Raw genomic sequence first — 21878 nt, 5'->3', positions numbered from 1 at the left:
CATGTCCGGCGACAGTGCCGCTTCGGCGCCCGGACGGTCCGGGGGCCGCCCGGGGCGGCCTGTCGGGCGGAAGAAGGCGGGTTCCCGCTGGGCGCGGTTCCTGGAGAGCGGGTTGCTGCTCCAGGGCGGGGTCCAGGGCAGCCCGGTCATCCGGCTGTTCATGCGGTGGGTGCGCCGGCCGTTGCTGCCCGTCATGCGGCTGTGGCGGCGCAACATCCAGCTCAAGGTCGTCGTCACGACGCTGCTGATGTCGCTGGGCGTGGTCCTGCTGCTCGGCTTCGTCGTCATCGGGCAGGTGCGCAACGGCCTGCTGGACGCCAAGGTGAAGGCGTCCCAGAGCCAGGCCACGGGTGGGTTCGCGGTGGCCAAGCAGCGTGCCGACGAGGCGGCGAGCGGGACCGGCGACGACGTCGCCACGGTGGACGGGCGTCCCTCGCAGAACGTCAGCGAGTGGATGAGCGACCTCGTGTCCTCGCTGTCCAGCGGCGGCCAGGGCGCCTTCGACGTGGTGACGCTCCCGGCCTCCGACGAGGACGGCGCGGGCGGCCGTGGCCAGCGTGCCTCCGGTGAGGTGGACTGGAGCAGGAGCGTGCCCGCTGACCTGCGCGAGCGGATCGGCAGCAGTACGACGGCCGCGCAGAGCTACACCCGCATCACCTACAACAACGCGACCAAGGACTCCCAGCCGGGCCTGGCCATCGGCAAGCAGGTCAACGACCCCAACGGGGACCCGTACCAGCTCTACTACCTCTTCCCGCTCACCCAGGAGGAGAAGTCGCTGAGCCTGGTCAAGGGGACTCTCGCGACGGCCGGGCTGTTCGTCGTCGTCCTGCTGGGGGCCATCGCCTGGCTCGTGGTGCGCCAGGTGGTCACGCCGGTGCGGATGGCGGCGGGGATCGCCGAGCGGCTGTCCGCCGGGCGGCTCCAGGAACGTATGAAGGTCACGGGCGAGGACGACATCGCGCGGCTCGGCGAGGCCTTCAACAAGATGGCCCAGAATCTCCAGCTGAAGATCAGCCAGCTGGAGGACCTGTCGCGGATGCAGCGCCGGTTCGTGTCGGACGTGTCGCACGAGCTTCGTACGCCGCTGACGACCGTGCGGATGGCCGCGGACGTCATCCACGAGGCGCGGGAGGACTTCGACCCGGTGACCGCGCGGTCTGCGGAGCTGCTCGCCGACCAGCTGGACCGGTTCGAGTCGCTGCTCGCGGATCTGCTGGAGATCAGCCGGTTCGACGCGGGTGCCGCGGCGCTGGAGGCGGAGCCGATAGACCTCAGGGACGTCGTACGGCGGGTGGTCAGCGGTGCGGAGCCGCTCGCGGAGCGCAAGGGCACGAGGATCCGCGTTCTGGGCGACCAGCAGCCCGTCGTCGCCGAGGCCGACGCCCGGCGCGTGGAGCGCGTGCTCCGCAACCTCGTCGTGAACGCCGTCGAGCACGGCGAGGGCAGGGATGTCGTCGTCAAGCTCGCCGCGGCGGGCGGTGCGGTCGCGATCGCGGTGCGGGACTACGGGGTCGGGCTCAAGCCGGGCGAGGCGACGCGGGTGTTCAGCCGTTTCTGGCGGGCCGACCCGGCACGCGCGCGTACCACGGGTGGTACGGGCCTGGGGCTGTCCATCGCCCTGGAGGACGCGCGGCTGCACGGCGGCTGGCTTCAGGCATGGGGCGAGCCGGGCGGCGGTTCGCAGTTCCGGCTGACGCTGCCGAGGACCGCGGACGAGCCGCTGCGGGGCTCTCCGATACCGCTGGAGCCCAAGGACTCACGGCGGAACCGGGGGCTCGAAGACGCCGGTCTGCCGCGCGGCGGCGGGGACGGCGAGAAGCGGGCGACCGTGCCGGCACAGTCGGCGAGCGGGCCGCGGCCGTCGGGGCAGGCGCGGGACCCGATACCGCCGCGTGCGCCCTCCGCGGCCCCCACGGCCGATCCGACGGCGCTGCCCGGCAACGGCGCGCGCGTGGTGCCCCGGCCCGCCTCGGGCACGCGGCGGCAGGACGATCCGCAGACGGCCCAGGAGCAGCCGGCTCGCGGCGCGGGCGCGAGCGACCCGGTGGGCGCGGACGGCCATGACGTGGCGAGGGGTTCGTCAGACGCGGTCGGCAACGGTTCGGTGAGCGGTCCGGCGAGCACGACCGGCGACGGCAGGCCGAGTGGGTCTGCTGGGCCCTCTCGGGACCAGGTCGCGAGCGGGCCGCGGGACGCGGACAGGGACAACGGATCCGCGGGCTCGGGCAGGGAAACCGAGTCGGAGAAGGCGGACAGGCATGGGGAGGCATTTCGTGGGCGCTGACCGTGGGGGGCGCGGTCGGCGTACGCCCGCGCGCGTGATGGCGTACGCCACTGGTGGCGTCCTGCTGCTGGCGGGGTGTGCCTCGATGCCGGACAGCGGGGATCTGCGGGGTGTGGAGTCCACACCGCGCCAGGAGACGCAGGTGCGGGTGTTCGCCGTGCCGCCGGGTGAGGACGCGCAGCCCTCGGAGATCGTGCAGGGCTTCCTGGAGGCGCTCACCAGCGACGATCCGCACTACAACACCGCGCGGCAGTACCTGACCCGTGAGGCCGCCAAGACGTGGCGGCCGGAGCTTTCCACGATGGTGCTGACGGACGGGCCGGGTGCCAAGGCCGAGAGTGCGGGGGGCCGGGAGGACACAGGCGAGATCACGTACATGCTGACCGGCACCAAGGTGGCCACGGTGGACGCGCAGCAGTCGTACGCGCCGGCGAGCGGGGCGTACGGCAGGACCGTGCACCTGACGCAGGACGAGAAGAGCGGGCAGTGGCGGATCGACGCGCTGCCGCAGGGCGTCGTCATGGGCGAGTCGGACTTCCAGCGCAACTACATGTCCGTCAACAAGTACTACTTCGCTTCGAATACCACGGTGGCCGGGGCGGATACCCAGCCCACCGCGGTCGCCGACCCCGTGTACGTCCGCCGGCGGGTCGATCCCATGACGCAGATGGTGCGCTCCGTCCTGAGCGGGCCCACGCGGTGGCTCGGGCCCGTGGTCAGGTCGAGCTTCCCCACCGGGACGGCGCTGACGAAGGACGCCGGCGCGCTGACGCCCGACGACCGGAACAAGCTGACGGTCCCGCTCAACGACAAGGCCGCGCGCGTCGGCACCAACCGGTGCGAGGAGATGGCGGCCCAGCTGCTGTTCACGCTGCACAGCCTCAGCCCCGCGGTGGACGCGGTCGAGCTGCGGGCCGGCGGAGCGGAGCTGTGCTCGCTCACACAGGCAACGGTCGACACCGCCGCGTTCCGGAGCTCGGTGCGCAGCCCCGACTTCCTGTACTTCGTCGACGCCAAGGACCGGCTGGTACGGATCCCCGCGGGCGTCAGCGACACGAAGCCGGACCCGGCGCCGGGGGCGCTGGGTGAGGGCGACACGGCGCTGCGGTCGGTGGCGGTGTCGCGCGACGAGCACACCGCGGCCGGTGTCAGCCTCGACGGCAAGTCGCTGTACGTGGGGTCGCTGGTCTCGGGCGGTTCGCTGGGCGAGCCGGTGCTGCGCAGCCACGGCCCGACCGAGAAGGACCGGCTGACCACCCCCAGCTGGGACGCCCACGACGGGCTGTGGGTGGCCGACCGTGACCCGGACAATCCCCGGCTGCTCCTGCTCGAGGAGGGCAAGGGCGATCCGCTGGAGGTGCGCACGCCGCATCTGGACGGGCGGGTCCAGGCCGTGCGGGTCGCGGCCGACGGAGTGCGGATCGCGCTCGTCGTGGAGAAGGGCGGCAAGAAGACCCTGCTCATCGGGCTGATCGAGCGGGAGGGGAAGCCGGGCGAGCAGTCGGCCGTCAGCGTGGTGGAACTGCGCTCCGCGACCCCGGAGTTGGAGGAGATCACCGCCATGTCGTGGGCCGGGGACAGCCGGCTGGTGGTGGTCGGGCGCGAGCACGGTGGCGTGGAGCAGATGCGGTACGTCCAGGTCGACGGCTCCACGCCGGACGTACCGGCGCCCGCGGCCCTGACCGGCGTGAAGGAGGTCACCGCCGCGGAGGACGACCGGCTGCCACTGGTGGCGTACTCGGTGGACGGGATCGTCCGGCTGCCGTCGGGTGCGCAGTGGCAGAAGGTGACGGAGGGGACGGCGCCGGTCTATCCGGGGTGAGGTGTGGCGCCTCCGGGTGGCCGGTGCCCGGGGGCGCGCCTGTGGCGTGGCGCCTCCGTGGCCGGTCCCGAGGTGCGCTTGTGGTGGCGGCCGCTTCTGCCGGGTGAGGCCCGGGAGGGGCGGCCGATGTCTTTCGGGAGCGGGGTCGGCCGGGAGTTCGTCGCGGGGGCGCCTTGCAGGCCGTCCCACGGGCCGTCCCGGAGCCCTCCCCAGGTCCCACGGAGCGGTCCCACAGGGCCGCCACTCGTGTGGGGGACGAACGGTTCGCCTGGTGAGGAGTTGTCCACAGGCCGTTGTCCACAGGGGTGGCCGGAGAGGGCCCGGGGCGGCACAGTGGTGGCCATGCGGGGGTGGTGGCAGGACCTCACCGACCTGGTGCTGCCGGCCGAGTGCGGAGGCTGTGGGAGGCCTCGTACGGTGCTCTGCCCGGAGTGCCGTGCGGTGCTGAGCGGAGTCGCGGCACGCCGGGTACGGCCGGTGCCGGAGCCGCCCGGGTTGCCCGCGGTGCACGCGGCGGCTCGGTACGCGGACGAGGTGCGGGCGACGCTGCTGGCCCACAAGGAACGGGGTGCCCTGACGCTCGCCGGCCCCCTCGGGGTGGCCTTGGCGGGAGCCGTGCGGGCGGGGCTTCGGAAGGCGTGGGGCGGCTCCTGGGCCGGGGCCGAGGGAGCGTGGTCCCGGGGCGTCGGGGCTCCTGTGCTGCTCGTGCCCGTGCCGTCGGGGCGGCGGGCCGTGCGGGCCCGGGGGCATGATCCCGCGCGACGGATCGCGCTCGCGGCGGCTGGGGAGCTGCGGCGGAGCGGGGTGCCGGCCCGGGTGCTCGGCGTGCTGCGGCAGCGGCGGGCCGTGGCCGACCAGTCGGAGCTCAACTCCCGGCAGCGACGGGACAATCTCGCGGGCGCGCTGGCGGTGGTGCCCGGTGGTGCCCGGCTGCTCTCCGGTGGGCCGGTCGTCCTCGTCGACGACGTGATGACCACGGGGGCGTCCTTGGCGGAGGCCGCGCGGGCGGTGCGGGCGGCGGGGCCGGTTTCGAACGCTGCGAGGACCGTGGCCGTGTACGGGGGAGAGACGTGGGAAAGCAGAGAGGAACAGAACGTCGGATCAAGGCGAGAGAGGACGGGCCGGCGGCCCGGCCGGCAGGGAATGGCGGGCGCGGGCGACGCCGGCGGAGTCGTTGACGTGGTGTGTGCGGCAGTGGTCGCGGCATCACCGGACTCTTTCCAAATAAACCGGAACTGACTGAGATCTTGCGTCGTTGCAGGTAACAAGAAGGCTTATTCACCTGAACGGAGGTACGCCGCAGTAGAGGGTGACGACATCCGTCCGGGCGAGATATGTTCGGTTGAGAGGGAAAGCCGCAGGCCACACCTCTCAAATCCGAATGCCGTGCCGCGGGTTTTTCTTCATCACTCGCGACGGTGGAGTGGAGGTCTCGCCCACGGGGGAGGAGGTGGACGTCACCGAGTCCGAGGTTCCGGGGCACACCGGAACCTGGTGCAAAAGGGAGACGCTCCGCACCGAAGCGGAGCGATCCGGGAACGGAGTTCTGCGTGGACATCGTCGTCAAGGGCCGCAAGACCGAGGTGCCCGAGCGGTTCCGGAAGCACGTGGCCGAGAAGCTGAAGCTGGAGAAGATCCAGAAGCTCGATGGCAAGGTGATCAGCCTCGACGTCGAGGTGTCCAAGGAGCCCAACCCCAGGCAGGCCGACCGTTGTGACCGAGTGGAGATCACGCTCCGCTCCCGCGGTCCGGTGATCCGGGCGGAGGCAGCGGCGAGCGATCCGTACGCGGCTCTCGACCTGGCGGCGGAAAAGCTGGAAGCCCGGCTGCGCAGGCAGCACGACAAGCGGTTCTCGCGCCGTGGCGCGCGCCGGATCTCGGCCGCGGAGGTCGCCGACCACGTCCCGGGCGTGGCGACGCTCAACGGAAACGGCCTGGTACCGACTCCGGCGGAGGAGCCGGAAGAGGCCGTCCCCACGAAGAAGATCGGCTCACTCGAAGTGCAGGGTGACGGCCCCATCGTCGTCCGCGAGAAGACCCACGTCGCAGCCCCCATGACCCTCGACCAGGCTCTCTACGAGATGGAACTGGTCGGGCACGACTTCTACCTGTTCGTCGACTCCGAGACCAAGGAACCGAGTGTCGTCTACCGACGGCACGCCTACGACTACGGCGTGATCCACCTCAGGACGGACACGATGGTCACACAGGCGCACTCGCCCGACGCGGGGGGTGCGCTCGGCGGCTGACCATGCCGGGTGACAGCGGATTCAGGTGCCCCTGGAGCGCGTATGCGCCCCCAGGGGCACCCCCGTGCGACCACTTGGCGCCCCGCTCCGTCACCCTGGTGTCGTCCAGGCATGAAATCATGGTTGGCCACGGCCCAACCGGTGGGCCGTTGCTCTGGGTTGGCGATGGCTCAGGACCACAGGCCACAGCCTTCAGGGGGAGGAACGATGGCGGACAGTTTCGGACCGATGCGTGACGAGGATGCCGACGACGGCGTCGTCGGCATGGGCCCGGACACGGGCTCTCCACGCAAGGAACCGATCAGAGTCCTTGTGGTCGACGACCACGCCCTGTTCCGCCGTGGCCTGGAGATCGTGCTGGCGGCCGAGGAGGACATCCAGGTCGTCGGGGAGGCGGGCGACGGTGCCGAGGCCGTCGAGAAGGCCGCCGATCTGCTGCCCGACATCGTCCTGATGGATGTGCGGATGCCCAAGCGCGGCGGGATCGAGGCCTGCACCTCCATCAAGGAGGTCGCCCCCAGTGCCAAGATCATCATGCTGACGATCAGCGACGAGGAAGCCGACCTCTACGACGCCATCAAGGCGGGCGCGACCGGCTATCTCCTCAAGGAGATCTCGACGGACGAGGTGGCCACCGCCATTCGCGCCGTGGCCGACGGGCAGTCGCAGATCAGCCCGTCCATGGCGTCGAAGCTGCTCACCGAGTTCAAGTCGATGATCCAGCGCACGGACGAGCGCCGGCTGGTGCCCGCGCCGCGGCTGACGGACCGCGAGCTGGAAGTCCTCAAACTCGTCGCGACGGGGATGAACAATCGCGATATCGCCAAGGAGCTGTTCATCTCCGAGAACACCGTGAAGAACCACGTGCGCAACATCCTGGAGAAGCTTCAGCTGCACTCCAGGATGGAAGCGGTGGTGTACGCGATGCGGGAGAAGATCCTCGAGATCCGGTGAGCCCTTGATCCGGTAGGGCTCAGACGAGGATGCGGGCGAGTTCCTTCACGAGGGGCTCGCGCAGGTCCGGTGTGTCGACCAGCTCCACGCGTACGTCCGTGCAGTCCACCCAGGTCGCCGCCTCGGCCAGGGCCTGGGCGACGGCCGGGACCGCCTTCGCGCCGTCGAGCGTGACCTGCTTGGCCACCAGCGTGCCGCCCTCGCGGGCCGGGTCCACGCGGCCGACGAGCCGGCCGCCGGCCAGGACCGGCATCGCGAAGTAGCCGTACACCCGCTTCTGCTTGGGGACGTAGGCCTCCAGGCGGTGGGTGAAGCCGAAGATCCGCTCCGTGCGCGCCCGCTCCCAGATCAGGGAGTCGAAGGGCGAGAGGAGCGTGGTGCGGTGGCGGCCGCGCGGGGGTGTCTCCAGGGCCGCGGGATCGGCCCAGGCGGGCTTGCCCCAGCCCTCGACCGTGACCGGGACGAGGCCTGAGTCGGCGATCACCGCGTCGACCTGCTCGCCCTTGAGGCGGTGGTAGTCGGCGATGTCCGCGCGCGTGCCGACGCCGAGGGCCTGGCCCGCCAGGCGGACCAGACGGCGCAGGCACTCGGTGTCGTCCAGTTCGTCATGCAGCAGGTCCTCGGGGATCGCGCGCTCGGCGAGGTCGTACACGCGCTTCCAGCCGCGGCGCTCCACGCAGACCACCTCGCCGTACATCAGGGCGCGCTCGACGGCGACCTTCGAGCCGGACCAGTCCCACCAGTCGTTCGTCTTCTTCGCGCCGCCCAACTCCGTCGCCGTGAGGGGGCCTTCGTCGCGGAGCTGCTTGATGACCTCGTCGTAGGCGCCGTCCGGCAGCTCGTGGTTCCAGTGCGGGCGGTTGCGGTAGGCGCGGCGGCGGAAGGCGAAGTGGGGCCACTCCTCGATGGGGAGGATGCAGGCCGCGTGGGACCAGTACTCGAAGGCGTGGGGTCGTGCCGAAGGCCCGCCGGAAATCGCAGGCTTCCAGTACGCGGTCTCCACTGTCTTTCGGCCTACCGCGCCCAGGCGGGCGTACGGGACGAGTTCGTGGGAGCGGGCCAGGACCGAGATGGTGTCGAGCTGTATCGCGCCAAGGTGGCGGAGGATGCCGCGGACGCCGGAGCGGCGGGGTGGGGCGCCGAGGAAGCCCTGGGCGCGGAGCGCCAGTCGGCGGGCCTCGTCTGCGGAGAGCTCTGTTGCGGGGCGCGGGGTGGTCATGGTTTTGCACGATAGGGGGTGGGACTGACAGAGGTGGCGTGAGCTGCGGGGTTGGGTGTCGGTGCTGCGCGTCGGGGCTGGGGTGGGGTGGGGTGGGTTCGCAGCCCGTCGCAGCGGGTGCCGCTGCGCCCACCCGTGCCGCCCTTAGCGGCACGATTGCCAGCAGATCAGCCCGCTACGCAGGCGCCGGCAAGTACGGGGCCGTCGACGGGAGGCCCATGTCCGACGGGAGCAGGGAGCCGACCCAGGTGTCGCGGCGTACGCCCTTGTTGCTGGTCGCGGCGCGCAGCGTGCCTTCGATCGTGAAGCCGGCTCGTTCCGCTACCGCGCGGGAGGCGCGGTTGCCCACCTCGGCACGCCATTCGATGCGGTCGACGGCGGCGTGGACGAAGGCCCAGCGGCAGGTGGTGAGGGCGGCTTCCGTGATGTAGCCGTTGGAGCGGTGCTGCTTGGCGGCCCAGAAGCCGATCTCGCCCACGCCCAGGGCGTGCATGGTGATGCCGAGCATGCCGGCGAGTTCTCCGGAGTGGGGGAAGACGCCGAAGGTGTACATGGATCCGTCCGCCCAGCCGTCGGGGACCAACTGTTCCGTGAAGGCCTCGGCGTTCTCGCGGAGGTACGGCGAGGGGATCGTGGTCCAGCGCTGGATGTCGGGGTCCTGGCAGGCGTCGTACACCGCGTCGGTGTCCTGGGGGCCGACCGTGCGCAGCAGGAGGCGGTCCGTGGTGAGTGTGACGGGGTCCATCGGCCGATTGTGGTCGGGGGACCCGTGAAAGTGCCATGTGTTTGCTGTGGGTGAGGGCCTGATCGCTCTTCGCTTAATTCGGACGGGGGATGCGGCACCATCCGAGGGGCCCGGACGTTGTCCCCTCTGAAGCAGAGTGAAAGCGAAATGAAGCAGCGGACGGTCGCCCTCGCGGCAGGCCCTCCCGGCGCGGTGGGGTCCTCGCATACGATGGCCGTTGCTCAGTAAGTCAAGTGGTAACCGACCGTCCCAGGCCCGACCGGCAAGGAGACCAACCCCCGTGTCCGTCCTCTCCAAGATCATGCGTGCAGGCGAAGGCAAGATCCTGCGCAAGCTGCACCGCATCGCGGACCAGGTCAACTCCATCGAAGAGGACTTCGTCGACCTCTCCGACGCCGAGCTGCGGGCCCTCACCGATGAGTACAAGCAGCGGTACGCCGATGGTGAGAGCCTGGACGACCTGCTGCCCGAGGCGTTCGCCACCGTCCGCGAGGCCGCCAAGCGCGTCCTCGGCCAGCGTCACTACGACGTGCAGATGATGGGCGGAGCCGCCCTGCACATGGGTTACGTGGCCGAGATGAAGACCGGTGAGGGCAAGACCCTCGTCGGCACGCTGCCGGCGTATCTGAACGCGCTGTCCGGCGGGGGCGTCCACATCATCACGGTCAACGACTACCTGGCCGAGCGTGACTCCGAGATGATGGGCCGCGTCCACCGCTTCCTGGGCCTGGAGGTCGGCTGCATCCTCGCCAACATGACGCCGGCTCAGCGCCGCGAGCAGTACGCCTGCGACATCACGTACGGCACGAACAACGAGTTCGGCTTCGACTACCTGCGCGACAACATGGCGTGGTCCCAGGACGAGCTCGTCCAGCGCGGCCATAACTTCGCCATCGTCGACGAGGTCGACTCCATCCTCATCGACGAGGCCCGTACGCCGCTGATCATCTCCGGTCCGGCCGACCAGGCCACCAAGTGGTACGGCGACTTCGCCAAGCTGGTCAAGCGCCTCAAGCGCGGCGAGGCGGGTCAGCCGCTCAAGGGCATCGAGGAGACCGGCGACTACGACGTCGACGAGAAGAAGCGCACGGTCGCCATCCACGAGTCCGGTGTCGCCAAGGTCGAGGACTGGCTGGGCATCGACAACCTCTACGAGTCGGTGAACACCCCGCTGGTGGGCTACCTGAACAACGCCATCAAGGCCAAGGAGCTCTTCAAGAAGGACAAGGACTACGTCATCATCGACGACGAGGTCATGATCGTCGACGAGCACACCGGACGTATCCTCGCGGGCCGCCGTTACAACGAGGGCATGCACCAGGCGATCGAGGCCAAGGAAGGGGTGCCGATCAAGGACGAGAACCAGACGCTCGCCACGATCACCCTCCAGAACTTCTTCCGCCTCTACAAGCGCCACGACCACAACGGCAAGGAACAGCCCGGCCTCTGCGGCATGACCGGTACGGCGATGACCGAGGCCGCCGAGTTCCACCAGATCTACAAGCTCGGCGTGGTGCCGATCCCGACCAACCGGCCGATGGTCCGCAAGGACCAGTCGGACCTGATCTACCGGACCGAGGTCGCCAAGTTCGAGGCGGTCGTCGACGACATCGAGGAGAAGCACCGCAAGGGCCAGCCGATCCTCGTCGGCACCACCTCCGTCGAGAAGTCCGAGTACCTCTCGCAGCAGCTCAGCAAGCGTGGCATCCAGCACGAGGTGCTCAACGCCAAGCAGCACGACCGGGAGGCGACGATCGTCGCCCAGGCCGGGCGCAAGGGCGCTGTCACGGTGGCGACGAACATGGCCGGCCGTGGTACGGACATCAAGCTCGGCGGCAACCCCGAGGACCTCGCCGAGGCCGAGCTGCGGCAGCGCGGCCTTGACCCCGAGGAGCACATCGAGGAGTGGGCACAGGCCCTGCCCGAGGCGCTCGAGCGGGCCGAGAAGGCCGTCCGGGCCGAGAAGGAAGAGGTCGAGAGGCTCGGCGGGCTCTACGTGCTGGGCACCGAGCGGCACGAGTCGCGGCGGATCGACAACCAGCTGCGCGGTCGTTCCGGCCGTCAGGGCGACCCGGGCGAGTCCCGTTTCTACCTCTCCCTGGGTGATGACCTGATGCGGCTGTTCAAGGCCCAGATGGTCGAGCGCGTGATGTCGATGGCGAACGTCCCGGACGACGTGCCGATCGAGAACAAGATGGTCACGCGCGCGATCGCCTCCGCCCAGTCGCAGGTCGAGCAGCAGAACTTCGAGACCCGCAAGAACGTCCTGAAGTACGACGAGGTCCTCAACCGCCAGCGCGAGGTCATCTACGGCGAGCGGCGCCGCGTCCTGGAGGGCGAGGACCTGCACGAGCAGATCCAGCACTTCATGGACGACACCATCGACGCCTACGTCCAGGCCGAGACCGCCGAGGGCTTCCCCGAGGACTGGGACCTCGACCGGTTGTGGGGCGCCTTCAAGCAGCTCTACCCGTGCAACGTCACCGTCGAGGAGGTGGAGGAGACGGCCGGCGACCGGGCCGGGCTCACCGCCGAGTTCATCGGCGACTCCATCAAGGACGACATCCACGCGCAGTACGAGGCGCGCGAGGCGCAGCTCGGCTCCGAGATCATGCGTGAGCTGGAGCGCCGGGTCGTGCTGTCGGTCCTCGACCGCAAGTGGCGCGAGCACCTCTACGAGATGGACTACCTCCAGGAGGGCATCGGCCTGCGCGCGATGGCGCAGAAGGACCCCCTGGTCGAGTACCAGCGCGAGGGCTTCGACATGTTCACCGCGATGATGGAGGGCATCAAGGAGGAGTCCGTCGGCTACCTGTTCAACCTGGAGGTCCAGGTCGAGCAGCAGGTCGAGGAGGTCCCCGTCGAGGACACCAAGCCGGTGGCCGACCTGGAGAAGCATGACGCGGTGCCGGCGCAGGCCGGTGGGCGGCCGGAGATCCGTGCCAAGGGGCTCGACGCCCCGCAGCGGCGCAACCTCCACTTCTCCGCGCCGACGGTCGACGGTGAGGGCGGCACCATCGAGGGTGACTTCGCCACCGACGACGAGCCGGTGCGTTCCGAGGCCGACGGCCTCACGCGCGCGGAGCGCCGCAAGCAGGCGCGGACCCGGGGGCGTCGTAAGAAGTGACGGTCGCTGAGGCACCGTAGCGGCTGAAGGGCCGGGCACCTGAGGGTGTCCGGCCCTTCGGCTGTGGTGGATCGGCGGTTCTGTGGCCTTGTGTGATGGCTCAGTCGGCCTCTGCGCGGGGTGGGCGGGGGCCGCCGAGTTCCACCGCCGTGCAGCGCCAGCGGAGGTCCTGGCCGAGTTCCAGGCGGAAGGCCATCGCGCGCAGCCGGTCGCCGGCGCCGATGCGGGCGAAGGCCTCGATGGCGCCGGGGCGGGGTTCGAAGTAGCCGATGTCCCGGACGACGGGGCGGGCGCCGCGGGTGCGCAGGGGGCCACGCTCGGCGAGCCAGGCCAGTTCGTCGTAGGCGCGGCCCCGGGTGTGGCGGAGCATCGAGTGGACGGGGCGGTGGCCGCTGAGGACGGCGAGGAGGAGGTCGGCGAAGAGGTCGGTGGGGAGAGGGTGGGGGGCCGGACGGCGGGGGTGCTGGGCCGGGACGCGTGGTGCGGTGTCCCGGGAGGGCGGGGCGGTGGTTCGTGGCGCCCTGCGGGGGGCTGTGGGGGTGGCCGAGGGGGACGGTGGGCGGGTGTCCGTGGGACGGGTGCGGGGCCTCGCGGTGCGGGCAGAGCCCGGAGGGCGGCCGTCGGCAGCCGGCGTGCGGGCGGGGCCTCCGCCCGGGGTGCGTGGCGGGGCGGCGCCGCCGGGGGTGCGGGGAGTAGTGGGGCTCCCGAGGGTGCGTGGAGTCGTGCTGCCGGGGGTGCGCGGGGTGGTGCTGCCGCCGGGGCGGCGTGGGTCGCGGCGGGCTGGTGGGCGGACGGCCGGGCGCTGTTGTGCCCTGGTCATGACCTTGTTCATGGGGTCCCCGTTTCGTGAGCCCGGTGGATACCGGGGAGTAACTTCCGGTTGGTGATCTTGTACGGGGTCAACGGGGGCAAGGGCAAGGAAGCGGGCCTCGCGTGGCGGGCGCCGGAATGTTCACCTATCCGGGTGGTGTGGAGGGCATGGAGCCGGTCAGCGCGGGGATGCGCCCGGGTGAATGCCAGGCCTGGAGTTGCCGCGTCCGGTGTCACGGGACGGAACTCGAAAGGGGACGCCCCGCACGTATCCTGAAGCCCCTCCGGAACCCTCCGACCATGAAACGACCACGAAAGAAGCAGCCAGCCATGCGTGTCTACGTGCCCCTGACCCTCCCCGGTCTCGCCGAGGCGTACAGGACGGGTGAGCTGGGAGCCGGGCCGTTCGTCGCGTACGCCGTGACGCCCGGGCTGCGCGAGTGGTACCTCTCCGACGACATCGAGGAACTGGAGTACGCGGCGCTGAGCCGGGCCGCGCTGGCCTCGCTGCGGCTGCTGGCGGCCGAGCCGGAGGCGCCGCGTCGGCGGGTCGTGGTGGCCGTGGACGTGCCCGACCGGGCCGCGAGCGCGGATCCCGACCGGGGGCTCGACCCGGCGGCGCTGGGGGAGGTACGGGTCGCCGGCGCCGTACCACTGGCCAAGGCGGCGTCCGTGCATGTCGACGCGGCGGATGCGGAGGCGGATGTGACGGCGGCGGCCGAGGCGCTGCCGGCGGCGGACGGCGGGGACGACGACGCGCAGTTCGTCGTGGACGGGGCGGAGGACCACGAGCTGCTGTGGTTCGCCACGCAGGAGATCCCGAACCTGGTGGGGCGCGGGGACTGAGCGAGCCGGGGCGGGTGCTCTCGGCATTCAGGGGGGCGCGTTGAGTTGCCGTCTCTTGATTGTCAGTGGTGCCGGGTACGTTTTGGGGCATGGGGAAGCACACGGGCGCGCACATTGTCTGGGACTGGAACGGGACGCTGTTCCATGACATCGACGCGATCATCGGGGCGACGAACGCGGCGTTCGCCGAGCTGGGGCTGGAGCCGCTGACGCTGGAGAAGTACCGGGAGCTGTACTGCGTGCCGGTGCCGAAGTTCTACGAGCGGCTGATCGGGCGGCTGCCGACCGAGGCCGAGTGGGAGGTCATGGACGACATCTTCCATCGGTACTACGCGGAGCACCGGGTGGCGTGCGGGCTGACGGTGGGAGCCGTGGAGCTGCTGGCGGGGTGGCGGTCGGCCGGGCGCAGTCAGTCGATTCTGAGCATGTACGTGCACGAGGAGCTTGTGCCGTTGGTGCGGGGGTTCGGGATCGAGCCGCACTTCATACGGGTGGACGGGCGGACCGGGCCGTCGGGGGGCAGCAAGGCCGAGCACATGGTGCGGCATCTGGGGTCACTGAGGGTGGATCCTGAGCGGACCGTCGTGATCGGGGATGCGGCGGATGACGCGGTGGCTGCGGAGCATGTGGGGGCTCGGGCTGTGCTGTATACCGGCGGGTCACACAGTCGGGCGAGTCTGGAGGCAGTGGGAGTGCCGGTCGTGGACACGCTTCAGGAGGCCGTGGCGGAGGCCGAGCGGCTGGCGGCGTAGTCAGCTGCTCGGCGTTGCTGCTGGGGCCGGGTGGGTCCGCAGCCCCGCGTGGCGGGGTACCGCCGCGCCCACCCTCCCCCAAGCTCTCGGCTTCGCTCGAGCAGGGGCCCCCTATCGCCCCAGCGGCACGACTGGCCGCAGCCAGGCCCGTCGCCCTGTAGTGGCACTGTGCAAAACGTCAAACTTCCAGGCCTGGTTTTGTACACATACGGCTCATGACGGGCCCCCTGTAAGGAGCGATAGCCTTGGTGGCGTGATCAGCGCGATAGTTCGCGGGGACATCGTCGTCCCTGCCCTGCGCCCGGAGAGCACGGACCACATCCGTGACCGGGCGGCGGTCGCTGGTCTTCGCGGGCGGGACGGGGCTTCGAGGACTCCCGGGACGCCGAGCACCACCCGGACCGAGGCGTCGCAGAGAGCAGCCTCACACCCGTGGGGCAGCTCAAGATTGGCTCAGACACCCCCGCTCATCTCACCTTGCGGCATAGCGTCGGAACAGACCGGATACCCCGTGTCACGACGTGACGTCGTAAGCGCAGAGGCCGTACTTCCTTCTACGTCACGCAACGGCGCGCGACAGGAGCCAGAGGACAATGCAGACCAAGCTGGACGAAGCCAAGGCCGAGTTGCTCGAGAGGGCCGCCCGGGTTGCTGAGAACAGCCCGGTCGGGGGGCACCTACCGACCGGGTCGACGGGCGAGGAGACCCCAGACGCCCAGGAGGCCCCGGACCGCGCGTCGCTGCTCTCGTTCCTCCAGCGTTACTACCTGCACACGGCCCCGGAGGACCTCACCGACCGCGACCCGGTCGATGTCTTCGGAGCCGCCGTCTCGCACTACCGGCTGGCCGAGAATCGCCCCCAGGGCACGGCCAACGTGCGGGTGCACACTCCGACGGTCGAAGAGAACGGGTGGACGTGCAGCCACTCCGTCGTCGAGGTCGTCACCGACGACATGCCCTTCCTCGTCGACTCCGTCACCAACGAGCTGACGCGGCAGGGGCGCGGGATCCACGTCGTCATCCACCCGCAGTTCGTCGTGCGGCGCGATGTCACCGGCAAGCTCATCGAGGTGCTGCCCTCTCCCGCGACCGGCCTCGGCGATCTTCCGCACGACGCGCACGTCGAGTCCTGGATCCATGTCGAGATCGACCGTGAGACCGACCGGGCCGATCTGAAGCAGATCACCGCCGACCTGCTGCGGGTGCTGTCCGACGCCCGTGAGGCCGTCGAGGACTGGGGCAAGATGCGGGAAGCGGCGACCCGGCTGGCGGAGGGGCTGCCGGACGAGCCCACCCCCGGCGACCTGCCCGGACCCCAGGTCGAGGAGGCCCGCGAGTTGCTGCGCTGGCTGGCCGACGACCACTTCACCTTCCTCGGCTACCGCGAGTACCAACTGCGCGGGGACGACTCGCTGGCCGCCGTGCCCGGCACCGGCCTCGGCATCCTTCGCGCCGACCCGCACCACTCCGACCAGGAGAGCCACCCGGTCAGCCCGTCCTTCGAGCGGCTGCCCGCCGACGCCCGGGCCAAGGCGCGCGAGCACAAGCTGCTCGTCCTGACCAAGGCGAACAGCCGGGCGACCGTGCACCGGCCGTCGTACCTGGACTACATCGGGGTGAAGAAGTTCGACGCCGAGGGCAACGTCGTCGGCGAGCGGCGGTTCCTCGGGCTGTTCTCCTCCGCCGCCTACACCGAGTCCGTGCGCCGGGTCCCGGTCATCCGGCGCAAGGTCGAGGAGGTCCTCGAACAGGCCGGGTTCTCGCCCAACAGCCACGACGGGCGTGACCTGCTCCAGATCCTGGAGACGTACCCGCGCGACGAGCTGTTCCAGACCCCGGTCGACGAGCTGCGGGCCATCGTCACCTCCGTCCTCTACCTCCAGGAGCGCAGGCGGCTGAGGCTCTACCTGCGCCAGGACGAGTACGGGCGCTACTACTCCGCCCTCGTCTACCTGCCGCGCGACCGCTACACCACGGCCGTCCGCCTGCGGATCATCGAGATCCTGAAGGAGGAACTGGGCGGCATCAGCGTCGACTTCACGGCCTGGAACACCGAGTCGATCCTGTCCCGGCTGCACTTCGTGGTCCGGGTCCCGCAGGGCACGGAGCTGCCCGAGCTGTCCGACGCCGACAAGGAGCGCATCGAGGCCCGGCTGGTGGAGGCCGCCCGCTCCTGGGAGGACGCCTTCGCCGAGGCGCTCAACGCCGAGCTCGGCGAGGAGCGCGCGGCGGAACTGATGCGCCGGTACGCGCACGCCTTCCCCGAGGGCTACAAGGCCGACCACAACCCGCGCGCCGCGGTCGCCGACCTCGTTCACCTCGAACAGCTGAACGAAGAGGAGGGCAAGGACTTCGCGCTCAGCCTCTACGAGCCGGTGGGCGCCGCTCCCGAGGAGCGTCGCTTCAAGATCTACCGCACGGGCGACGCCATCTCCCTGTCGGCGGTGCTGCCGGTCCTCAACCGGCTCGGCGTCGAGGTCGTCGACGAACGGCCGTACGAGTTGCGCTGCACGGATCGGAGCGTGGCCTGGATCTACGACTTCGGCCTGCGGATGCCCCGCTCCCGGGGCGGCGGGGACTACTTCGGCGACGACGCCCGCGAGCGGTTCCAGGACGCCTTCTCCGCCACCTGGACCGGCAAGGCGGAGAACGACGGCTTCAACGCCCTGGTGCTGAGCGCCGGGCTGACCTGGCGCCAGGCGATGGTGTTGCGGGCGTACGCGAAGTACCTGCGGCAGGCGGCGTCCACGTTCAGCCAGGACTACATGGAGGACACCCTCCGCAACAACGTCCACACCACCCGCCTGCTCGTCTCCCTGTTCGAGGCGCGGATGTCGCCGGACCGGCAGCGGGCGGGGCACGAGATCGTGGACGCGCTGCTGGAGGAGGTCGACGCGGCCCTCGACCAGGTGGCCTCGCTCGACGAGGACCGGATCCTCCGGTCGTTCCTCACCGTCATCAAGGCGACGCTGCGGACCAACTTCTTCCAGGAGGCGGCGGGCGGCAAGCCGCACGACTACGTCTCCATGAAGTTCGACCCGCAGGCCATCCCCGACCTGCCGGCGCCGCGCCCGGCGTTCGAGATCTGGGTGTACTCGCCGCGCGTCGAGGGCGTGCACCTGCGCTTCGGCAAGGTCGCGCGCGGCGGTCTGCGCTGGTCCGACCGCCGTGAGGACTTCCGTACGGAGATCCTCGGCCTGGTCAAGGCGCAGATGGTGAAGAACACCGTCATCGTGCCGGTCGGCGCCAAGGGCGGCTTCGTCGCCAAGCAGCTGCCCGACCCGAGCGTCGACCGCGACGCGTGGATGGCCGAGGGTATCGCCAGCTACAAGACGTTCATCTCGGCGCTGCTCGACATCACCGACAACATGGTGGCCGGCGAGGTCGTGCCCCCGGCGGACGTCGTCCGGCACGACGAGGACGACACGTACCTGGTCGTCGCCGCCGACAAGGGCACGGCGACCTTCTCGGACATCGCCAACGGGGTCGCCGAGAAGTACAACTTCTGGCTCGGCGACGCCTTCGCCTCCGGCGGCTCGGCCGGCTACGACCACAAGGGCATGGGCATCACCGCGCGCGGCGCCTGGGAGTCCGTCAAGCGGCACTTCCGGGAGCTGGGCGTGGACACCCAGGCCGAGGACTTCACGGTCGTCGGCATCGGTGACATGTCCGGTGACGTGTTCGGCAACGGCATGCTGCTCTCCGAGCACATCCGCCTGGTGGCCGCCTTCGACCACCGGCACATCTTCATCGACCCGAACCCGGACGCGGCCACCTCCTACGCCGAGCGCCGCCGCCTGTTCGAGCTGCCGCGGTCCAGCTGGGAGGACTACAACAAGGAGCTGCTGTCGGCCGGCGGCGGAATCTTCCCGCGTACGGCCAAGGCGATCCCGGTCAACGCCCACATCCGCGAGGCCCTCGGCATCGAGGCCAAGGTCACCAAGCTGACCCCGGCCGACCTGATGAAGGCCATCCTCCAGGCCCCGGTGGACCTGCTGTGGAACGGCGGCATCGGTACGTACGTCAAGTCCTCCACCGAGTCCAACGCGGACGTCGGCGACAAGGCCAACGACGCCATCCGCGTCGACGGCAAGGACCTGCGCGTCAAGGTCGTCGGCGAGGGTGGCAACCTGGGCCTGACCCAGCTCGGCCGGATCGAGTTCGCGCTGCACGGCGGCCGGATCAACACCGACGCCATCGACAACAGCGCGGGCGTGGACACCTCCGACCACGAGGTGAACATCAAGATCCTGCTCAACGGCCTGGTCGCGGACGGCGACATGACCGTCAAGCAGCGCAACAAGCTGCTCGCCGAGATGACCGACGAGGTCGGCCACCTGGTGCTGCGCAACAACTACGCGCAGAACACGGCGATCTCCAACGCCCTCGCCCAGTCCAAGGACATGCTCCACGCCCAGCAGCGCTTCATGAAGCACCTGGTCAGGGAGGGGCACCTCGACCGGGCTCTGGAGTTCCTGCCCACCGACCGGCAGATCCGCGAGCGGCTCGCCCAGGGGCAGGGTCTGACCAGCCCGGAGACGGCCGTCCTGCTGGCGTACACGAAGATCACGGTCGCCGAGGAGCTGCTGCACACCTCGCTGCCCGACGACCCGTACCTGCGGGGCCTGCTGCACTGCTACTTCCCGACCGCGCTGCGCGAGCAGTTCCCGGACCGTCTCGACGGACACCCGCTGCGCCGCGAGATCATCACGACGGTCCTGGTCAACGACACGGTCAACACGGGCGGTACGACGTATCTGCACCGGCTGCGCGAGGAGACCGGCGCGTCACTGGAGGAGATCGTGCGGGCGCAGACGGCGGCCCGGGAGATCTTCCGCCAGTCGCCGGTGTGGGACGGGGTCGAGGCGCTCGACAACAAGGTCGAGGCCGACGTCCAGACCCGTATCCGGCTGCACTCGCGCCGCCTGGTGGAGCGCGGCACGCGCTGGCTGCTCAACAACCGGCCGCAGCCGCTTCAGCTCGCCGAGACCGTCGACTTCTTCGCCGACCGGGTCGAGCAGGTCTGGGGGCAGCTGCCGAAGCTGCTGCGCGGCGCGGACCTGGAGTGGTACCAGAAGATCTACGACGAGCTGACGGACGCCGGCGTGCCGGACGAACTCGCCACGCGCGTGGCCGGGTTCTCCTCCGCCTTCCCGACGCTCGACATCGTCTCGGTCGCCGACCGCATGGGCCGGGAGCCGCTGGACGTCGCCGAGGTCTACTACGACCTCGCCGACCGGCTGCGGATCACCCAGCTCATGGACCGCATCATCGAGCTGCCCCGCGCCGACCGCTGGCAGTCCATGGCCCGCGCCGCGATCCGCGAGGACCTGTACGCGGCGCACGCGGCGCTGACCGCCGACGTCCTGGCGGTGGGCGACGGCGACTCGACGCCCGAGCAGCGTTACAAGGCCTGGGAGCAGAAGAACGCGGCGATCCTCGGCCGGGCCCGCACCACTCTGGAGGAGATCCAGAGTTCCGAGGCGTTCGACCTCGCGAACCTGTCGGTGGCGATGCGGACGATGCGCACGCTGCTGCGGACGCATTCGTAGCGGTACGGCGCCCTGGGCGCCCCGGGCCGGTATCGGCCCGGGGCGCTTTCTTCTTGGGGTGCCTTAGGGCGATTCGAGTGGAGGACTTACCGTTTCCGGCTAAGGCTTGGGGCGTGACAGTGAATCTCTCCAGGGAGCGAGTGGCCGCTCCCACCGCCCCGCCGGTGAAGCCCGTCGTCCTCGAAGTGGTGAACTTCGCGCTGGTCGGCGGGAGCGGCGTCGCGGTGAACTTCCTGGTGTTCAACGTGCTCCTGCACGGGCTGCACAGGGCCGCCATGGTGGCGACCGTGGCGGCCAGCGTGATCGCCATGGGCACCAACTACCTCGGATTCCGGTACGTCACCTACCGCGACAGGGCGTCCCGGACCCGGCGCCAGATCGCGCTGTTCTTCGTCTTCAGCGGAATCGGCGTGGCCATGGAGAGCGGGCTGTTCTACGCCGGATATCACGGCCTCGGCCTGGCCGGTCCCGTCGAGTCCAACGCGGTCAAGGCGGCTTCCATCGTCCTGGCCTCCGCCTTCCGCTTCCTCGTCTACCGCACCTGGGTGTTCCAGCACGATGCGCACCGCGCCTAGACCGGCGGCCCTCGCCGCGCAGGCGGCCGCCGCGGTCGTCGTCCTGCTGCTGGTCCTCGTGATCGTCCGGCTTCCCTGGGCCGGGGATCTCGGCATGCACGCCGCGACCGTCCAGCGGCTGCGGCACGATCTCGTCGACCCGGGTAATCCGCTCGTCGACGCGGACACGCCGAGCCCGTACTACTCGCCCTGGATGCTGGTGCTCGGCTTTGTCGCCCGGGTGAGCGGTCTGTCGGTCTTCGTGGTGCTGCGGCTGGGGGCGCTGGCCGGGCTCGCGCTGCTGCTGTCGGGGGTGTGGCGGTATGTGCGGACGCTGAGCGGCCATCGCGCCGCGCCCGCACTGGCCGTGCTGAGCCTGCTGTTCCTGTGGGGGACGGTCCTGTTCAACTGGAGCGGCTTCTACGGGCTCAACTCGCTCGCGCTGACGGTGTCGTATCCGAGCGTGTTCGCGCTGGGGCTCGCGTTCCACTTCTGGGCGTGGCTCGGGCGGGCGGTGCGCGGTGACAGTGACGGTGACGGTGACGCGGGGTGGGGCGTGTGGCTCGGCCTGGGGGTGCTGTGGGCGGTGATCCTGCTGTGCCATCAGTTCTCTGGGGTGGTGGCCACGCTGGGGGCGGTCGCGACGGTGGTCGCCGCGCGGCCGGGGCGGGTGGTGGGGCTCCGGCTGGGCGGTGGGCTGGTGCTGGGGCTGGTCGTCCTGCTGCTGTGGCCGTACTACGACTTCTTCGCGCTGTTCGGGGCCGGGGGTGATCTGGAGTCGGTGCACCGGTCGTTGTACGAGGACCTGGTCGGGCGGTACTGGCTGGTGCTGCTCGGGGTGGTGGCGCTGGGGATGCGGTGGCGGCGGGACCGGTGGGATTCGCTGGTGCTGTTCTTCGTGCTGGGGGTGGTCGTGGTGGCGGCGGGCGGGCTGAGCGGGCACTGGTCGTGGGGGCGGGCG

13 protein-coding genes and 1 pseudogene are annotated in these 21878 nt (G+C 70.4%); 11 read left to right on the top strand and 3 right to left on the bottom strand.

From position 1 onward, the window contains the following. The first annotated feature begins 1 nt into the window (after position 1). The 5 genes from mtrB to AOQ53_RS29210 all read left to right on the top strand — a co-directional run bounded on the left by mtrB (position 2) and on the right by AOQ53_RS29210 (position 7312). Positions 2-2287, top strand: coding sequence for an MtrAB system histidine kinase MtrB (mtrB, locus tag AOQ53_RS29230; protein ID WP_059421801.1), 2286 nt, complete (start codon positions 2-4; stop codon positions 2285-2287). Continuing rightward, positions 2277-4109 (top strand): LpqB family beta-propeller domain-containing protein, encoded by a 1833-nt coding sequence (locus AOQ53_RS29225; RefSeq protein WP_059421800.1) that lies wholly within the window; start codon positions 2277-2279, stop codon positions 4107-4109. The genes mtrB and AOQ53_RS29225 overlap by 11 nt, the downstream gene beginning before the upstream one ends. A gap of 342 nt (positions 4110-4451) precedes the next feature. After that, positions 4452-5348 carry a ComF family protein gene (locus AOQ53_RS29220; RefSeq protein ID WP_059421811.1) on the top strand — a complete coding sequence of 299 codons (897 nt, stop codon included), beginning with the start codon at positions 4452-4454 and terminating at the stop codon, positions 5346-5348. Between the two features lie 311 nt (positions 5349-5659). Beyond that, a complete protein-coding gene (gene hpf / locus AOQ53_RS29215; RefSeq protein WP_059421799.1) occupies positions 5660-6358 on the top strand; it encodes a ribosome hibernation-promoting factor, HPF/YfiA family in 699 nt (232 codons plus the stop codon). Between the two features lie 207 nt (positions 6359-6565). Beyond that, positions 6566-7312 (top strand): response regulator, encoded by a 747-nt coding sequence (locus AOQ53_RS29210; protein WP_059421798.1) that lies wholly within the window; start codon positions 6566-6568, stop codon positions 7310-7312. Between the two features lie 19 nt (positions 7313-7331). Here the strand turns inward: AOQ53_RS29210 and AOQ53_RS29205 are convergent, their stop codons facing one another. Together AOQ53_RS29205 and AOQ53_RS29200 are read right to left on the bottom strand one after the other, a co-directional pair. Then, positions 7332-8531 (bottom strand): winged helix-turn-helix domain-containing protein, encoded by a 1200-nt coding sequence (locus AOQ53_RS29205; protein ID WP_059421796.1) that lies wholly within the window; start codon positions 8529-8531, stop codon positions 7332-7334. 175 nt (positions 8532-8706) lie between these two features. After that, positions 8707-9276, bottom strand: coding sequence for a GNAT family N-acetyltransferase (locus AOQ53_RS29200; protein WP_059421795.1), 570 nt, complete (start codon positions 9274-9276; stop codon positions 8707-8709). A 280-nt stretch (positions 9277-9556) separates the two neighbouring features. On the opposite strand from AOQ53_RS29200, the gene secA reads away from it, so the two are divergent. After that, positions 9557-12403 carry a preprotein translocase subunit SecA gene (gene secA / locus AOQ53_RS29195; RefSeq protein ID WP_059421794.1) on the top strand — a complete coding sequence of 949 codons (2847 nt, stop codon included), beginning with the start codon at positions 9557-9559 and terminating at the stop codon, positions 12401-12403. A gap of 100 nt (positions 12404-12503) precedes the next feature. On the opposite strand, the gene AOQ53_RS41790 is transcribed toward secA, so the two are convergent. Continuing rightward, the gene (locus AOQ53_RS41790; protein WP_078945561.1) at positions 12504-13235 is read right to left on the bottom strand and encodes an Rv3235 family protein; all 732 of its coding nucleotides are present in this window, start codon (positions 13233-13235) and stop codon (positions 12504-12506) included. A 308-nt stretch (positions 13236-13543) separates the two neighbouring features. Here AOQ53_RS41790 and AOQ53_RS29185 point away from each other — a divergent pair, with 308 nt between their 5' ends. The 5 genes and pseudogenes from AOQ53_RS29185 to AOQ53_RS29165 form a co-directional block, all read left to right on the top strand. Continuing rightward, a complete protein-coding gene (locus tag AOQ53_RS29185; protein WP_059421792.1) occupies positions 13544-14059 on the top strand; it encodes a DUF6912 family protein in 516 nt (171 codons plus the stop codon). Between the two features lie 89 nt (positions 14060-14148). After that, a complete protein-coding gene (locus AOQ53_RS29180) occupies positions 14149-14811 on the top strand; it encodes an HAD family hydrolase (RefSeq protein WP_059421791.1) in 663 nt (220 codons plus the stop codon). Positions 14812-15404: 593 nt separating this feature from the next. After that, complete coding sequence (locus tag AOQ53_RS29175) at positions 15405-20363, top strand: NAD-glutamate dehydrogenase (protein WP_059421789.1); 4959 nt, start codon at positions 15405-15407, stop codon at positions 20361-20363. A 113-nt stretch (positions 20364-20476) separates the two neighbouring features. Further along, the gene (locus AOQ53_RS29170; RefSeq protein ID WP_236711855.1) at positions 20477-20938 is read left to right on the top strand and encodes a GtrA family protein; all 462 of its coding nucleotides are present in this window, start codon (positions 20477-20479) and stop codon (positions 20936-20938) included. Further along, a pseudogene (locus tag AOQ53_RS29165) lies at positions 20922-21878 on the top strand (hypothetical protein); the annotation flags it as partial. The gene AOQ53_RS29170 and the pseudogene AOQ53_RS29165, both read left to right, overlap by 17 nt.

This window comes from Streptomyces azureus (assembly GCF_001270025.1).
Classification (GTDB): Bacteria; Actinomycetota; Actinomycetes; order Streptomycetales; family Streptomycetaceae; genus Streptomyces; species Streptomyces azureus.
This window is presented reverse-complemented; position numbering and strand designations above follow the sequence as displayed.

Bases quoted from the DNA above. Each gene is read 5' to 3' on its own strand.
- mtrB (WP_059421801.1), top strand. From the start codon at position 2: ATGTCCGGCGACAGTGCCGCTTCGGCGCCCGGACGGTCCGGGGGCCGC.
- AOQ53_RS29220 (WP_059421811.1), top strand. From the start codon at position 4,452: ATGCGGGGGTGGTGGCAGGACCTCACCGACCTGGTGCTGCCGGCCGAG.
- AOQ53_RS29210 (WP_059421798.1), top strand. From the start codon at position 6,566: ATGGCGGACAGTTTCGGACCGATGCGTGACGAGGATGCCGACGACGGC.
- AOQ53_RS29205 (WP_059421796.1), bottom strand. From the start codon at position 8,531: ATGACCACCCCGCGCCCCGCAACAGAGCTCTCCGCAGACGAGGCCCGC.
- AOQ53_RS29200 (WP_059421795.1), bottom strand. From the start codon at position 9,276: ATGGACCCCGTCACACTCACCACGGACCGCCTCCTGCTGCGCACGGTC.
- AOQ53_RS41790 (WP_078945561.1), bottom strand. From the start codon at position 13,235: ATGAACAAGGTCATGACCAGGGCACAACAGCGCCCGGCCGTCCGCCCA.
- AOQ53_RS29185 (WP_059421792.1), top strand. From the start codon at position 13,544: ATGCGTGTCTACGTGCCCCTGACCCTCCCCGGTCTCGCCGAGGCGTAC.
- AOQ53_RS29180 (WP_059421791.1), top strand. From the start codon at position 14,149: ATGGGGAAGCACACGGGCGCGCACATTGTCTGGGACTGGAACGGGACG.
- AOQ53_RS29175 (WP_059421789.1), top strand. From the start codon at position 15,405: ATGCAGACCAAGCTGGACGAAGCCAAGGCCGAGTTGCTCGAGAGGGCC.